Origin of the sequence: Meiothermus sp. QL-1, assembly GCF_003351145.1 — a bacterium.
GTDB lineage: Bacteria > Deinococcota > Deinococci > Deinococcales > Thermaceae > Meiothermus.
In genome coordinates this window covers 36,450-51,535 of sequence record NZ_QQSV01000005.1, presented here as the reverse complement: position 1 = coordinate 51,535, position 15,086 = coordinate 36,450, and the positions used below count along the sequence as shown (strand labels likewise).

The following is a 15,086-nucleotide window of genomic DNA, read 5'->3' as shown; positions in this document are numbered from 1 at the left end:
GCGCTCCCTGTGTCTGACGAATTCCCGCTCCAGCAAAACCCTGTTGAGCAGAACCGGGCCGCGCTCTGGCCCTACCTTCTGGCGGGGGTGGCCTTTGGGTTTGTGGCCGTTCGCTCGGAGATTGTATCGTGGTACCGCATCTACGAGATGTTCCACTTCGCCTCGTTCCATATGTATGGGGTGATTGGCAGTGCGGTGCTCACCGGGGCGCTTTCGCTTTGGGTTTTGCGCCGCTGGGGTTACAGCCTGCGTCCACCTGAGCCTGGCCGCTACCGGTATGCCCTGGGGGGATTGGCGTTCGGCCTGGGCTGGGGGCTGGTGGGGGCTTGCCCGGGGCCCATCTACGCTCTTCTGGGCAGCGGGGTGGCGGGGGCTTTGGTGGTTTTCCTGGGGGCTTTGCTCGGTACCTACCTCTACGGCCTGCTGCAACGTTGGCTGCCGCACTAGGGCGTGCTCGCCTCCAGCCAGGCCAGGGCTGCTTCTACCCGGGCCTGTTCCCGCTGTACGCGTTCCACGCGGGGCAACCTGCGCAGGCGCTCTAGTTGAGCGGCCAGCTCGGCCCGGAGCAGGGGGTGTTTCTGCCTGAGGAGCAGGGGCCCGAAGGCCAGGGCCAGCTCGAGGGGCAGGCCCTCGTAGGCTGTGCAGTGCCCTTTTTCCAGGGTGAGCACGTTGTAGCGCCAGAAGCCCTCGACCATCTGCTCCCGCACCAGGGCAAACCCCGCCTGCAGGGCCCAGCGCCGCAGCGGCTCGGCGCTGTCGTTGGGCTGCAAAACCAGCCGTGGGGGAAGCCGGGTGGGGTGGCCCTGGAGGATGCGCAGGATGAGCCGGGCCCCCATCCCGCTCAGGCTGAGGGAGTGGACCTCCCCGGGGCGCAGGGCCGAAAGCCCATCCCCCAGCCGTACCTCTGCCGGCAGCCCCGCCAGGGCCCGCTGGGCGTTGGCATAGGGGCCGGGGTGTTTCTCCACCACGATAACTCGCTTTACCTGCCCCTTTTCCAGAAGATAGCGGGGCAGGCGGGCGTGATCAGCGCCGATATCGGCGTGGACGGGGCCGGTGACCTCCTGGGCCACGGCCAGCAGGCGGGGCTCGAGCCTAGTAGAGCCAGGCATAGGCGATGAGCAGGGTGAGGAGGGTGAGGGGCAGGCCGAAACGGAGGTGCTCGAGGAAGCTGAGCCGGTACCCCTCGCGCCGGGCGGCCTCGGCCACGATCAGGTTGGCCACCGAGCCCAGAAGGGTCAGGTTGCCGGCCAGGGTCGAGGCCGCGGCCAGCAGGAGCCAGGCCTGGGTGTCCCCGGGGGGAATCAGGGGGTAAAGCAGCAGCACCGCGGGCACGTTGGAGATAAGGTTGGAGAGGCCCACCGTCACTGCCATGAAGCTGAGGGGGGAGCTGGCCAGGGCGGTTACTCCTTCCAGCAGCCCCAGGGTCTTGACCGCCGCGGTGACGATGAAAAGCCCGGCGAACATCACCAAAAGCTCCCAGTCCACCCGCAGGAAGAACCGCTCAGAACGGATTCGGCGGCTCCACAGCAGGAGCCCGGCAGCGATTAGGGCCGCCTGGGCCAGAGGGTAGCCCAGCAGGAAGGCCGCCAGCAGGCCCAGGGTAACCCCCAGGCCTTTGAAAAGCAGGGCCCGGCTTCGGCGGAAGCGCAGGGAGGGTAGAGGGGGAAGTGGCTTGGTGGAGCGCACGGCGGGGTAGAGGGCGTAGAGCAGCCCCACCTGTACCAGAAGCCCCAGGAGGGCTACCGGGCTCAGGGCGGCAGCGAAGTCCAGGTAGCTGATCTTCGAGAGGCTGCCCACCACGATGTTCTGGGGGTTGCCGGTCAGGGTGGCCACGCTGCCCACGTTGGTGGCTCCGGCCAGGGCCAGCAGGTAGGGCACCGGCGGCAGGCCCAGGCTTCGGGTGAGCCCCAGCACCAAAGGGGTGAAGAGGATGGCGATGGTGTCGTTGAGGAAGAGGGCCGAGAGTACCCCGGTGCCCAAAGTGAGCCAGAAGAGCAGCCCCAAGGGGCTTCGGGATAGACGGACCAGCCGCTCCAAGAACAGCGGGAAAAACCCCGCGTAGCCCAGGTGGGCGTTGAGCACCATTACCCCGAACAAAAAGCCCAGGGTATGGGGCTCCAGGGCCTGCCAGGCGGCCTCGAAGTCGAGCACCCCCAGCGCGATGAGCAAGGCCGCCCCGGTCAGGGCGATGGCGGCCCGGTTCATGCGGTAGCCCGGCCAGTAGCCCAGCCCTAGGCCCAGGTAGGTCAGGAACAGCACCCCGTAGGCCAGGTACTCCACCCCCCCATCCTAGCCCGGTGCCCAAAGTCAGGGGAGGGCATTTTGTTTTTCCCGCCAGGATGCATACTGGGGCTAGGAGGGAGATTTGCCGAAGGCCGAGCTCATACTGCTGGTTGTTGGGGTGCTGCTGCTTTTGAGCGTGCTGGCCGCCAAGCTGGGGGGTCGGCTGGGGGTGCCGGGTCTCCTTCTTTTTCTGGCGATTGGAATGCTGGCCGGCAGCGACGGGCCAGGGGGCATCTGGTTCGATAACTACGCCCTGGCCCAGTTTGTGGGCACGGTGGCGCTGGTCTTCATACTCTACTCAGGGGGGCTTTTTACCCGCTGGTCGGCGGTGCGGCCCATTTTGGGTGCCGGGCTTTCGCTGGCCACGCTAGGGGTGTTGTTCACGATGCTGCTGACTGGGGCCTTTGCCCGCTACGTTTTGGAGCTGGGCTGGCTCGAGGCCCTGCTTTTGGGGGCCATTGTCTCCAGCACCGATGCCAGCGCGGTCTTCAGCGTTTTGCGCGAGCGGGCCGTGCGCTTGCGCAGGCATCTGAAGCCCCTGCTCGAGTTCGAGTCGGGTACCAACGACCCCATGGCCATCTTCCTTACCGTGGGCCTGACCACCCTCCTAACCCAGCCCGCTGCTTCGGGTGGGCAGGTGCTGCTTTTGTTTGTGCAGCAGATGACGCTGGGTCTGCTTTTGGGTTACCTGCTGGGCTGGGGGGCGGTGTGGCTTTTGCGCCGCTTGCGCTTGGGTTTCGACGGGCTTTACGCAGTCTTATCCATCACCCTGATGCTTTTGGTCTTCTCCATCACCGCGGTGCTGGGGGGAAGTGGTTTCCTGGCGGCGTATGTGGCTGGGGTGGTGGTGGGCAACCAGGACTTCCCCCGCAAAACCGCCCTGCTTAGCTTCCACGAGGGCATGAGCTGGCTCATGGAGATCGGCCTCTTCCTCACCCTGGGCCTTCTGGTCTTTCCCTCCCAGCTCCCTGGGGTTGCCCTGCCGGCCCTCTTGCTCTCGGTCTTTCTCATGGGGGTGGCCCGGCCGGTGGCGGTCTTCCTGAGCCTGCCCACGGCCCGCTTTGGCTGGAACGAGAAGGCCTTCATCGCCTGGGTGGGCCTGCGGGGGGCCATTCCCATCGTGCTGGCCACCTTCCCCCTTTTGGCGGGGGTAGAAGCCGCCCAGAAAATCTTCAACGTGACCTTTTTCGTGGTGCTGTTCTCGGTGCTGGTCCAGGGCACCACCCTGCCCTGGGTGGCCCGGCTCCTCAGGGTGCGGGCCGAGGACGAGGTGCCCCTGTCGCTGGCCAAGGAGGCCTAGCCTGTTTCCTCCGGTGCTTCAGCGTCTACGAAGAGGGTCTTGCTCTGGGTGTAGAGGACCTGGCCAGGTGCGGCCTTGCGCGGCCGCCAGACGTGTTTTTTGAGGGTATAGTCCACCGGCACGTTCTTTTCTCCCCGGGCCCTGGAGTGGTAGGCAGCAAGCCGGGCGGCGAAGAGCAGGTCGGGCAGGCTGGCTGGGCGCCCCTGGGTGCGCAGGATCACGTGCGAGCCCGGGATGCCCTGGGCGTGGAACCAAAGGTCTTCGCTGTGGGCCATGCGGGTTAGGAGCTCGTTCTCCTGGCTGCTGCGCCCCACCCAGACCTCAAAGCCGCCCGGGCTTTGGAGGCGCAGCCCGGCCTTGGGGCCCTTTTCCCGCATGAGGCGGTTCCCAGCCCTTAGTTCGTCGTAGCTGAGTAGTTGAATGCGCCTTAGCTCCTCCTCCAGGCGGGCAATCTCGGCTTCGGTGGGGGCGATGCGTTCCAGGGCCTTTTCCGCGTTTTTTTCCAGCCGCCGGGCCCGCTGGTAGAAGCGCTCGGCGTTTTGGATGGGGGAGAGGCCTTGCTCGAGGGGGATTTCCACCTCCTGACCCGAGAAGTCCCGCAACCGCGCCGAGGGACCGGGCTGGATTTGATGGGCGTAGGCCAAGAGCAAATCGCCCCAGCTTCGCAGCCGGCTGGCCTCCCCTAGCCGCTCCAGGGCTTTTTGGTAGTCTTCCAAACGGGCTTTTAGGGTCGTTATCTGGCGCCTTAGCGCCTCGCGCAGCGGTTTGCGCAGGGCCTCGGCCTCCTCCTGGGCCCAGCTTTCTCGCAGCTCCGCGGGGGTTTTTGGGCCGGGTTGTTCCACCAGGCTTTGGATGGCTCTGTGGAGCCCTGGTAAGTGGGCCGGCGTGAGCACCGTGTCCAGGGAGAGCCCGGCCCTGCGAGCCAGCTCGGTGCCCAGCTCCTTGCCCACCCCGTCCAGATGCCTGACCAGCTCTTCCAGGGGCCGGCCCACGAAGGGGGCCAGCTCCTCCGGCCCCAGGTGGCGGGGATCCAGCTTCTGGTACGGGGGAGGAGGGGTGTAGGGCAGGCCTGGACGCAGCTCCCGGTAGCGGTTGATCTGCCGGGTCACGGGCCGGTCTAGCCCTAGGATGCGCCCCTCCGGTGTGCATAGGAGTAGGTTGGCGTTGCGCCCGGTGAGCTCGAAGATGAGCTGGGTGGGGGGGGTTTCCACAAAGCCGCTTTCCCCTTCGAAGTGCAAAACGACCACCCGGTCCAGTTTGGGCTGCTCTAAAGCCACCAGCCGCCCCTTGCAGCGGGTCTTCAGCATGCGCTGGAAGGGGGTCCGGGCCTCACCCTCCAGGTGGCCTGGCTCTACCGTGAGCAAGGGGCTGGGGGGACGGTAGCGCAGCACCAGGTTGCCTACGCCTTCGAGCAGCACCGCCGCGCTGCTCTCGTCGGGAAAAGCCCAGCCCAGGCTGCGACAGGGCAGCTTATCCGAGAGCTCCCGGACAAGGGCATGAATGAGCAGGCCTTCCATCCTCAGGAGTCTACCAGGGGGCAAAAGCGCGTTGACTTGGCCGAACTTGGGCCAGGAGGTAGACTCTTCCTTGTGCGCCGCGGCCAGCTTATCGGGCTTTTCTACCTCAACCTGGCGACTTTGTTTTGGGGCAGCACCTTCGTGCTGGTCAAGGATAGCCTGGAAAGTCTGGTACCTGGGCAGATCAACTTCGCCCGCTTCGCCCTGGCCAGCCTCTTCTTCCTGCCCTTTTTGTGGCGCCAGGAAAGAGCCCTTTGGCGCTCAGGGGTGGAGCTCGGTGCCCTGCTCTTTTTGGCTTACTTGACCCAGACGGTGGGCCTGCAGTACACCACCGCCAGCCGCAGCGCCTTCATCACCACCCTTTACGTGGTGATGCTGCCGCTTTTTTTGGGCCTTCTAGGTCACCGCCTGCGCTGGACCGTTTGGATGGCCGCGGGGCTGGCGGTTTTGGGGGTGGGGCTGCTTTCCTACGACGGCTCGCCGCCCAACCTGGGGGACCTTTGGACGCTGGGGACGGCGCTGTGTTTCACCTTCTACATCTGGCGCATGGAACGGCATGCCCGGCGCTTCGCGGCCTTGCCCCTAACCGGGGTGCAGATGCTCACGGTGGCAGGGGGGTCTGGGCTCTGGATGCTCTTCGAGACGCCCCGGTGGGAGGCGGACGGTTTCCCCTACCTGGCCATTCTGTACCTGGGGGTGGTGGCCTCGGCGCTGTGTATCTGGTTGCAGGTCATGGGCCAGCGCAGCGTGCCTGCTCCCCAGGCAGCCATCGTCTTTACTTTGGAGCCTGTGTACGCGGCGGCCTTCGCCTACTTCATGCTGGGCGAACGCCTGGGGGCACAGGGCCTGGTTGGGGCAGCCCTGGTCGTCGCGGCCACCCTGGTCAGCCAGCTCCAGGGTGGGAAACCGCGGCCCGAGCAGATTACACCGGGGGTTTCCTGATTGCGCTGGATTTGTGCGGGTGGTGGGCGACGAGGGACTCGAACCCCCGACTTCATCCTTGTAAGGGATGCACTCTACCGGCTGAGTTAGTCGCCCATTTGGTGACCCCAAGGGGATTCGAACCCCTGTTACCGCCGTGAGAGGGCGGCGTCCTAGTCCGCTAGACGATGGGGCCGTAGCGCTCGGCAGGGCGAGGCCCTGCGAGACCGCCCACCAGAATAGCACAAACGGGCCTATTCGTAAACTAGTCTTCTAGGTAGGTGTACCCCACCAGCTCGCGCGCGTAGAGTTCCATGAAGGCTCCTTTTTCGGCCGGGGTGAGCTTCCTGGAGGAACGCACCAGCTTCTCCACCGCCTCTGCCAGCTCGCCCTCCTCGTAGCCCATCTTCTCGATTACCCGCCGGGCCTTCTCGCCCAGGATAAAACGCTCGATCCTGTACCCCTCCTCGTCCACCACCACGTGCGCCTCCCCGATGCGGCCAAAGAGGTTGTGGCTCATGCCCAGCACGTCCTGGTAGGCCCCGGTCAGGAAAACCCCCAGGTAGTAGGGCTCGCCGGGCCGGATCTCGTGCACCGGCAGGGTGTGGCGCACGTCATGGGTGTCGATGAAGCGGTCTATTCTGCCGTCAGAGTCGCAGGTGATGTCCACCAGCGTGGCTTCGCGCGTGGGCCGCTCGTTGAGGCGCGAAAGCGGCACGATGGGGAACATCTGCTTGATGGCCCAGGTATCGGGGAGGCTTTGAAAGAGGCTGAAGTTGCAGACCAGCTTGTCGGCCAGCATCTTCTGCAGGTCTTCCAGCTCGTCGGCGGGGTAGTCGAACTCCAGGGCGAAGCGCAGGGTTTTGCGGGCGATCTGGTAGAAAAGGGCCTCGGCCGTGGCCCGGTCGCGCAGGGAGATGAGCCCCAGGTCGTAGAGGCTCTGCACGGTGTCCTTGTTGCTGTAGGCATCGTGGTAGATCTCGCGGTAGTTCTTGGCCGAGATTTGACCGGCCAGCTCGAACATCTCCTGCACCACCGGGTGCGCTCCCTCGGACACCTCGATTTTTTCCTCGCCGGGGGGACGGATGGTGTCCACCACCTCCAGCACCAGCACGCTGTGGTAGGCCGTAACCGCCCGGCCCGACTCGGTGACCAGGATGGGGTGGGCCTCTCCGTGTCCGTCGCAGATTTCCTTGGTAACGTAGACCAGGTCCTCGGCGTACTCCTCCAGGGTGTAGTTGGCCGAAGCGTAGAAAGCGGTTTTAGAGCCGTCGTAGTCCACCGCCAGTCCACCCCCCAGGTTCAGGTAGCGCACCGGGGCCCCCAGCTTACGAAGCTGTACGTAGGTCTGGGCTATTTCCCGCACGGCCTGCTTGATGCGGCGGATATCGGTCACCTGGCTGCCGATGTGGGCGTGGAGCATGGCGATGGTGCCCAGCATTCCGGCCTCGGCCAGGAGGTCCACCGCCCGCACAATCTCTGGGGTGGTGAAGCCGAACTTGGCCGACTCTCCCCCCGACTCCTCCCACTGCCCCGACCCCTTGGCCTTGAGTTTGTAGCGGATGCCGAGCTGTGGTTCGACCCCAATCTCCTTAGCGATGCGGATCACCCGGCCCAGCTCGGCGAACTTCTCCAGGGTGATGACCACGTTCTTGCCCAGCTTTTTCCCCATCAGGGCCAGGCGAATGAAGTCGTCGTCCTTGAAGCCGTTGCAGGCGATGAGGGCCTCGGGGTGCAGGTCCTGAGCCAGAATCAGGGCCAGTTCGGCCTTGGAGCCGGCCTCGAGGCCGTGGGCGTAGGGTTTGCCGGCCTGGGCCACGGTCTCCACCACCATCCGGCGCTGGTTGACCTTGACCGGGAACAGCCCCTGGTAGCCCCCTTGGTACTCGTACTTCCGGATGGCCCGGCGAAAGGCCTCATTCAGGGCCACCACCCGGGCTTTCAGAATCTGGGGGAAGCGCAGCATCACCGGTAGGGGGCGGCCCTCGTCGCGCAGGTCCTGCACGATTTCGAAAAGAGAGGCGCTGGGGCCTTTGGGGCCTTCAGGGGCGACCTCGAGCTCCCCGTCCTCGCCTACGCGGAAAAACCCCGCCCCCCAGTGGGGGACGAGGTAGGTTTCTTCAGCGTCCTTGGCCGTATAGCGCTTGAGTTTCTCCAACTTGCACTCTTCCTCAGCACAGGCTACGGTGGGGATGTCGGGGGCATCTACCGTGCGCTGTCCAGAAGAGAGTGTAGGGCAAAACCCGGATGGACGCTATAGCCCCTCACTTGACAAAGAGCATCTCGCGGTAGCTGGGCAGGGGCCAGTACTTATCGCCCATGATCCGCTCCAGCGCGTCGGCCGCCTTGCGCACCTCGGCCATGGCCGGCAGCACGTTGTCCCGCATGTGGTGGGCCTTTTCGTGTATCTCATCCCCACCCAGCTCGGCGTTTTGCGCCTTGAGCTTTTCCAGCGCGTCCGAAAGGGCGTCGGTGGCCGCCACGAGCTGCTCAATGGTGCGCTTGACCGCCCGGGACTCCACCTCGATCTCCGAGAGCTCGGCCAGGTAGCTCAAAGCCCCGGGCAGTATCTGGGTCTGGGCAATCCACTCGGTGGTCTCGCCTTCGATGTTGACCTGCTTGAAGTAGATATCGTACATGATCTCCTGGCGGGCGTGGATCTCGCGCTCGTTGAGCACCCCCAGGCGGCTGAAGAGTTGAATGTTCTTTTCGTCGGTGAAGCGCTCGATGGCATCCACCGCGGTGCGCAGGTTCAGCAGGCCCCGCTTCTCGGCCTCCTTGTGCCAGGCTGCAGAGTAGTTGTCGCCGTTGAAGACGATGCGCTTGTGCTGGGCGTAGGTCTCCTTGACCACCTCCAGCACGGCCTGCTCGAGGGAGGCCTTCTTCTTCATCTTGGCCTCCACCGCCTCCACCATCTGCTCGATGGCGTCGGCCACGATGGTGTTGATGACCGTGATGGGGAAGGAGATGCTCTGGCTGCTGCCTACGGCGCGGAACTCAAACTTGTTGCCGGTGAAGGCAAAGGGCGAGGTGCGGTTGCGGTCGCCGGCGTGCTTGGGCAGGCGGGGCAGCACCGGCACCCCCAGCTCCAGCACCCCGGCGCGGCGGCTCGAGCTGGGCTGACCGTTGCCCATCCCCTCGAATATCTCGGTGAGCTGGTCGCCCAAAAAGATGGAGATGATGGCCGGCGGGGCCTCGTTGGCGCCCAGGCGGTGGTCGTTGGAGGCCGAGGCCACGCTCAGGCGCAGGAGGTCCTGGTGCATGTCCACAGCCTTGATTACGGCGGTGCAGAAGAAGAGGAACTGCAGGTTTTCGTGGGGGGTTTCCCCGGGCTCGAGCAGGTTCAGCCCGGTGTCGGTGCCCATGCTCCAGTTGCAGTGCTTACCCGAGCCGTTGACCCCAGCGAAGGGCTTTTCGTGCAGCAAGGCTACCAGGCCGTAGCGCCGGGCCGTGTTCTTGAGCACCTGCATGATGAGCTGCTGGTGGTCGGCAGCGATGTTGGAGGGCTCAAAAACCGGGGCAATCTCGTACTGGCTGGGGGCCACCTCGTTGTGGCGGGTTTTGACCGGGATGCCCAAGGCGTAGAGCTGGTTTTCCACGTCGGTCATGAAGGAGAGCACCCGGTCGGGGATGGAGCCGAAGTAGTGGTCCTCCAGCTCCTGGCCGCGCGGGGGTTTGGCCCCAAAGAGCGTGCGCCCGGTCATGACCAGGTCGGGGCGGCGGTAGTAGAACTCCTCGTCGATGAGGAAGTACTCCTGCTCCGGCCCCACGGTGGAGAAGACCTTGTTGACCTCTACCCCAAAAAGCTGCAGAGCCCGCTTGGCGCTTTTGTTCAGGGCCTCGATGGAGCGCAGCAGAGGGGTCTTGAGGTCCAAAGCCTCGCCTGTCCAGCTAGCAAAGGCGGTGGGAATGCAGAGCGTGGCCCCATTGGAGTGGCGCATGATGAAGGCCGGGGAGGTGGGGTCCCAGGCGGTGTAGCCCCGGGCCTCGAAGGTGGCCCGCAGCCCTCCTGAGGGGAACGAGGAAGCGTCGGGCTCGGCCTGAATCAGCTCCTTGCCGCTAAATGAGGCGATGACCTTGCCGCTGGAGATGGGCACGAAAAAGCTGTCGTGCTTCTCGGCGGTGTATCCGGTGAGGGGGTGGAACCAGTGGGTGTAGTGGGTGGCTCCCTTGGCCAGGGCCCACTTTTTCATGGCCAGGGCGATGGTATCGGCGATGCTGGGGTCGAGCGGGACACCCTTCTCGATGGTGGCCTGCAGGGACTGCCAGACCGGCTTGGAAACCAGCTCGCGCAGCTCGTCCAGGTCGAGCACGTCGCTGGCGAAGACCTCGCCCGCAATATCGCTCGATACCTTGCGCACCTCCTTGAACCGCCAGTTCTTGGCCGCCGAGATTACGTCAAAATCGTGGCTCACTTTGCCTCCTTCCGTGCGGGGTTGGGGCAGGTCCACTTATGTGCGCAAAGGCAATAAGTTGCCTGAGACTGGTCCCAACATCCGCGCTTACACATTACCACAAACCGGCAAAATTTAAGCAACTCGTTCCATAAACGGAATCCATATGTAGGCTTTTATGAGCACATTTTGCCGCCAAGCACGGCGTTCAGACCTGGCTTGACTTATTTTTTTTGTGCATATATGCTTATCGCGAATAAGGGGGTCCCCGCTGTGCGTCCCTCCTCGAAGGAACAGCCCCTACCTCCGGAAGGCTCCGGCGACCAGCCCTGGGTCACGGTGGAGGTGGTGATCCTGACCCTCAGGGCGGGCCACCTAGAGGTTTTGCTGGTGAAGCGCAAGGAGCATCCCTTCCTCAACTACTGGAGCCTGCCCGGTGGCTTGGTGCAGCGGCGGGAGTCGCTCGAGGAAGCCGCCGCCCGGGTCCTCAAGGAAAGGGCAGGGTTGGAGGCCCGGGTGCTCCCGCAGATGGGCAGAGCCCCGGGGCGGCACCCCATCTACCTCGAGCAGCTCTACACCTTCGGCGCCCCCGGCCGCGACCCCCGGGCCCGGGTGGTGAGCGTGGCCTACTACGCCCTGGTGGAGCAGAGCCACGTCCGGGAGATTCCCGAGGAAAGTGCTCTTTTTCGCCTTCAGCTCAAGGACGAGGCCAGCGCAGCCGAGATATACGATGCAAAGGGAAAAAAATACTCCCTGGCCTTCGATCACGCCGAGATCCTGGCGGTGGCGCTGCGGCGCATCCGGGGTAAGCTCTCCTACACCCCTATCGGTTTCGAGCTTTTACCCGAGCAATTCACCCTGCGCGAGCTGCAGGCGGTGCACGAGATTATTCTGCAAAAGAAGCTCAACAAAGCTTCCTTCCGCCGCAAGATGCTGGCCTCGGGCTTGCTCCAGCCCACCGGGGAGTTCGAGAAGGGCACCGGCTTCCGGCCGGCTGAGCTTTACCGCTTTCGGAGGGAAGCTTGAGCACAGCGGTCTTCATCGGGCGCTTTCAGCCCCCTCACCTGGCCCACCTGGAGACGATTCGGCGCGCTCTGGCCCGCCACGACCGGCTGGTGGTGGTCCTGGGCAGCGCCTACAGCTACCCCACCCCCAAAAACCCTTTTGACGTTGAGGCGCGCACCGCCATGCTGCGGGCCAGCCTAGAACCGGCTCTTGAGCCCCGGGTCCGTTTCGTGGCAGTCCCCGACGACTACTACGACGACCCCCGCTGGTTCCGGGCGGTGCGAAAAGCGGTGGAGGGGGTGGTCGGGAAGGAGGAAAAGGTTTGCATCGTTGGCTACCACAAGGACGAAAGCAGCTACTACCTCCACGGTTTTGGCGACTGGCCTTTCGAGCCGAGCGGGGTCAGGCGGGAGCTCAACGCCACCCTGGTGCGCGAGCGCTACTTCGGCGGCGACGAGGGCTGGAAGGCGATGGTGCCGGAGGGGGTGCGGGCCTACCTAGAGCGTTTTGCCCAGACCCCCGAGTTCGCCCGCCTCCAGGCCGAGTGGAGGGCTTTGAAGCACCGCCGTGCCCTCGAGCGGGCCTACCCCTACCCCATCCTTCACCTGACCGTCAGCGCCTTGGTGCGGGCCCGGGACCAAGTCCTGCTCGTCGAGCGCCAAAGTGGGCTGGGGCAGGGGGCCTGGGCCTTGCCGGAGGTCCATCTGGGGCCGAAGGAGACCCTCCTGACCGCGGCCCTGCGGGCCCTGAGGGAGAAGGCCGGGCTGGGGCTCTCCGCTGAGCGGCCCACGGCCTGGTGGGCCTTCGACTATCCAGAGCGGAGCCTGCGGGGCCGGGTGGTCTGCTACGGCTGCTACTTCGACCTGGGCTTTTCTGCGCCGCCTGGCTTGGGTGCGCCGCAGGCCTTCTGGCTGCCCTTGGCCGAGCTGGACCGCAGCCAGGCGCGCTTTTTTGAGGACCACTACCAGCAGATTTGCTGGTTTTTGGGACGGCCTCCCCAAAGGCCAACACCTGAAGAGGAGAGCGCATGAGACCCCTAAACCCCCACAACCTGATTCTCAACACCGACAGCTACAAGGCCTCCCACTTCGCCCAGTTCCCCAAGGGCATGACCCATGCCAGCTGGTACATCGAGAGCCGAGGCGGCGACTACAACTTCGTGCGCTTCTTCGGCTTGCAGGCTTTCCTGATCGAGTACCTGAGCAAGGGCGTCACCCAGGCCGATGTGGAGGAGGCCCGGGAAGTATTTACCGCTCATGGCCTCCCCTTTCCCTATGAGGGCTGGCGCTACATCGCGGAGGAGCTGGGCGGGCGTCTGCCGGTGCGCATCCGCGCGGTGCCGGAGGGGATGGTGGTGCCGGTGCACAACCCGCTGGTCATCATCGAGAGCACCGACCCCAAGGTGCCCTGGCTGCCGGGCTGGCTCGAGACCGCCCTCTTGCGCGCGGTCTGGTACCCCACCACGGTCTGCACCATCTCCTGGGCCATCCGCAATACCATCCGGGAGTACCTGGAAAAGACCGCCGACGACCCCGAGGCCGAGCTGCCCTTCAAGCTGCACGACTTTGGCGCGCGGGGGGTGAGCAGCCTGGAGAGCGCTGGGCTCGGGGGCATGGCCCACCTGGTCAACTTCCAGGGCACCGACACTGTGACCGCCCTCGTCTACGCCCGCAACTACTACGGGGCCGAGATGGCCGGCTACTCCATCCCGGCTATGGAGCACTCCACCGTGACCAGCTTTGGCCGGGAGGGGGAGGCCCAGGCCTACCGCCAGATGATCGAGACCTACGGCAAGCCAGGTGCGCTTTTCGCCATGGTCATCGACTCCTACAACCGCGAGCACGCGGTGGGCCAGATCATCGGGGAAGAGCTGCGCGAGCTGATACAGAAGTCCGGGGCCACCGCGGTGATTCGCCCCGACTCGGGCGACCCGCCCTTTGTGGTTTTGCGCACGGTGCAGACCCTCGAGGCCAAGTTCGGCGCCACCGTCAACACCAAGGGCTACAAGGTGCTGAACGGGGTGCGGGTAATCCAGGGCGACGGGGTGAACGCCGACACCATTCGCAAGGTGTTGTTCTTGCTCGAGCAGTGGGGCTACAGCGCCTCCAACGTGGCCTTCGGCATGGGCGGGGCCCTCTTGCAGCACCCCCACCGCGACACCCAGAAGTTCGCCCAGAAGCTGCACCTGGTCACGGTGAACGGCCAGACCTACGGGGTGGGCAAAAGCCCGGTGGACGACCCGGTCAAGCTCTCCAAGCGGGGCCGCCTGGACGTTATCCGCGACGAGCGCGGCATCCGCACGGTGGAGCTGCCGCTGGAGGAGACCCAGCCCCACCCCCAGAGCATCCTGCACACGGTATTCGAAAACGGCGCGATTCTAAAGCGCTACACCTTCGAGGAGGTGCGGAAAAACGCCTAGATGAAGCTCTGGCCGGGCCCCGTCCAGCCAAGGCCAAAGGCTTTGGCCAGGCTGGCCGCCAGGTCGGCGAAGGTGGGGCGGGTGCCCAGGTTCACCCCGGCCAGGCCGGGCCCCACCCCCAAAAGCATCCCGTACTCGCGGGTGTGGTCGGTGCCGCGGTAGGTGGGGTCGTTGCCGTGGTCGGAGACGATGAAGAGGTAGTCCTCAGGGCCCAGGGCCGCCAGGAACTCGGGCAGCCGGGCGTCGAAGGCGGCCAGGGCCTCGGCGTAGCCCGCGGGGTTGCGGCGGTGGCCGTACTTGGCGTCGAAATCCACCAGGTTGGTAAAGATGAGGCCGGTAAAGTCCTGCCGCATCAGTTCCAGGGTGCGCTCCATGCCCTCCTCGTTGCTGCCGGCCCTGACCTCGCGGCTAAAGCCCCGGTGGGCGTAGATGTCGGGGATTTTGCCCACCCCCACCACCTCCAACCCCCCGGCACGAATTACGTCCAGCACGTTGGGGGGGGGCTCTAAGGCAAAGTCCTTGCGCAGGTCTTCGCGCCGGTAAAACTTCCCCGGCTCGCCCTCGAAGGGGCGGGCAATCACCCGGGCGCAGGCCAGCGGCCCCACCAGCATCTCGCGGGCGGTCATGCACCAGCCGTAGAGGGTCTCCAGAGGCACCTTGCCGATGTGGGCGGCTACCTGGAAGACCGAATCCGCCGAGGTATAGACGATGGGAAAGCCGGTGCGCAGGTGTTCCTCGCCGTAGTCGCGGATGGCCTCGGTGCCCGAGTAGGGCCGGTTGAGGAGGTAGCCCCCTACCCCGATGCGCCGGCAGTACTCGGCCAGGAAGTCCTGGGGGAAGCCTTCGGGAAAGACCTGGAAGGGGTGTTGTAGGTGGATGCCCACAAACTCCCAGTGGCCGGTGGAGGTGTCCTTACCGGGGTTCACCTCCACCATGCGGCCAAAGGCACCCAGGGGCTCGGCGGCTTGGGGCAGGGTGTGCACGCCCGGCACGTGGCCCAGGCCCAGCGAGGCCAGGTGGGGCAGCTCGAGGCCGGTTTTGAGCACGGTGTGGTCGAGGGTGTCGGCCCCTTCATCGCCGAACTGCGCGGCGTCGGGCAGGTAGCCCAGCCCCACCGAGTCCAGCACAACGACGGTGACCTTCATACCCCAGAGCATACCCAAGCCCATCCCCTGCGGCTAAGGCCAGGGCAAGGGGATGAAGGTCCTGCACATCCCGACTACAGACTTCTGGCTAAGATGGGTAGG

The 15,086-nt window shown here is 65.2% G+C and carries 12 protein-coding genes and 2 tRNA genes; 6 read left to right on the top strand and 8 right to left on the bottom strand.

Annotated elements, in window-relative coordinates:
* Positions 1–9 precede the first annotated feature (9 nt).
* The gene (locus tag DV704_RS07130) at positions 10–447 is read left to right on the top strand and encodes a DUF6691 family protein (RefSeq protein WP_233498283.1); all 438 of its coding nucleotides are present in this window, start codon (positions 10–12) and stop codon (positions 445–447) included.
* Here DV704_RS07130 and DV704_RS07125 read toward each other — a convergent pair.
* Together DV704_RS07125 and DV704_RS07120 are read right to left on the bottom strand one after the other, a co-directional pair.
* Entirely contained in the window at positions 444–1,109 is a 666-nt protein-coding gene (locus DV704_RS07125; RefSeq protein ID WP_114798888.1) for a tRNA (adenine(22)-N(1))-methyltransferase TrmK, read from the bottom strand. The two genes, DV704_RS07130 and DV704_RS07125, sit on opposite strands and share 4 nt — an antisense overlap.
* On the bottom strand, positions 1,093–2,280 hold the full coding sequence (locus DV704_RS07120; protein ID WP_114798887.1) for an anion transporter: 1,188 nt from the start codon (positions 2,278–2,280) through the stop codon (positions 1,093–1,095). The genes DV704_RS07125 and DV704_RS07120 overlap by 17 nt, the downstream gene beginning before the upstream one ends.
* Positions 2,281–2,365: 85 nt before the next feature.
* Between DV704_RS07120 and DV704_RS07115 the strand changes: the two genes are divergently transcribed.
* Positions 2,366–3,583 (top strand): potassium/proton antiporter, encoded by a 1,218-nt coding sequence (locus tag DV704_RS07115; protein WP_114798886.1) that lies wholly within the window; start codon positions 2,366–2,368, stop codon positions 3,581–3,583.
* On the opposite strand, the gene DV704_RS07110 is transcribed toward DV704_RS07115, so the two are convergent.
* Entirely contained in the window at positions 3,580–5,100 is a 1,521-nt protein-coding gene (locus DV704_RS07110; RefSeq protein ID WP_114798885.1) for an NFACT family protein, read from the bottom strand. The two genes, DV704_RS07115 and DV704_RS07110, sit on opposite strands and share 4 nt — an antisense overlap.
* A 72-nt stretch (positions 5,101–5,172) precedes the next feature.
* On the opposite strand from DV704_RS07110, the gene DV704_RS07105 reads away from it, so the two are divergent.
* On the top strand, positions 5,173–6,042 hold the full coding sequence (locus tag DV704_RS07105) for a DMT family transporter (RefSeq protein WP_114798884.1): 870 nt from the start codon (positions 5,173–5,175) through the stop codon (positions 6,040–6,042).
* Between the two features lie 20 nt (positions 6,043–6,062).
* Here the strand turns inward: DV704_RS07105 and DV704_RS07100 are convergent.
* The 4 genes from DV704_RS07100 to DV704_RS07085 all read right to left on the bottom strand — a co-directional run bounded on the left by DV704_RS07100 (position 6,063) and on the right by DV704_RS07085 (position 10,436).
* Positions 6,063–6,138, bottom strand: a tRNA-Val gene (locus DV704_RS07100).
* A 3-nt stretch (positions 6,139–6,141) separates the two neighbouring features.
* Positions 6,142–6,217: transfer RNA gene (locus DV704_RS07095), tRNA-Glu, on the bottom strand.
* Between the two features lie 69 nt (positions 6,218–6,286).
* On the bottom strand, positions 6,287–8,179 hold the full coding sequence (gene speA / locus DV704_RS07090; protein WP_114798883.1) for a biosynthetic arginine decarboxylase: 1,893 nt from the start codon (positions 8,177–8,179) through the stop codon (positions 6,287–6,289).
* 106 nt (positions 8,180–8,285) lie between these two features.
* A complete protein-coding gene (locus DV704_RS07085) occupies positions 8,286–10,436 on the bottom strand; it encodes a glutamine synthetase III (protein ID WP_114798975.1) in 2,151 nt (716 codons plus the stop codon).
* A 252-nt stretch (positions 10,437–10,688) separates the two neighbouring features.
* On the opposite strand from DV704_RS07085, the gene DV704_RS07080 reads away from it, so the two are divergent.
* Genes DV704_RS07080 through DV704_RS07070 form a run of 3 tightly spaced genes read left to right on the top strand, consistent with a single transcriptional unit; the run spans position 10,689 to position 13,839 of the window.
* Positions 10,689–11,441: an NUDIX domain-containing protein gene (locus DV704_RS07080; protein WP_233498282.1), complete on the top strand. Its 753-nt coding sequence runs from the start codon at positions 10,689–10,691 to the stop codon at positions 11,439–11,441.
* Positions 11,438–12,451, top strand: a complete 1,014-nt coding sequence (locus tag DV704_RS07075) for an adenylyltransferase/cytidyltransferase family protein (RefSeq protein ID WP_114798881.1) — start codon at positions 11,438–11,440, stop codon at positions 12,449–12,451. The genes DV704_RS07080 and DV704_RS07075 overlap by 4 nt, the downstream gene beginning before the upstream one ends.
* Entirely contained in the window at positions 12,448–13,839 is a 1,392-nt protein-coding gene (locus DV704_RS07070; protein WP_114798880.1) for a nicotinate phosphoribosyltransferase, read from the top strand. The genes DV704_RS07075 and DV704_RS07070 overlap by 4 nt, the downstream gene beginning before the upstream one ends.
* Here the strand turns inward: DV704_RS07070 and DV704_RS07065 are convergent.
* Entirely contained in the window at positions 13,836–14,984 is a 1,149-nt protein-coding gene (locus DV704_RS07065; protein WP_114798879.1) for a phosphopentomutase, read from the bottom strand. The genes DV704_RS07070 and DV704_RS07065 overlap by 4 nt on opposite strands.
* Positions 14,985–15,086: the final 102 nt, after the last annotated feature.

Excerpts from the sequence above, each read along its gene's own strand:
- DV704_RS07125 (WP_114798888.1), bottom strand. The coding sequence starts at position 1,109 with ATGCCTGGCTCTACTAGGCTCGAGCCCCGCCTGCTGGCCGTGGCCCAG.
- DV704_RS07110 (WP_114798885.1), bottom strand. The coding sequence starts at position 5,100 with ATGGAAGGCCTGCTCATTCATGCCCTTGTCCGGGAGCTCTCGGATAAG.
- DV704_RS07070 (WP_114798880.1), top strand. The coding sequence starts at position 12,448 with ATGAGACCCCTAAACCCCCACAACCTGATTCTCAACACCGACAGCTAC.
- DV704_RS07065 (WP_114798879.1), bottom strand. The coding sequence starts at position 14,984 with ATGAAGGTCACCGTCGTTGTGCTGGACTCGGTGGGGCTGGGCTACCTG.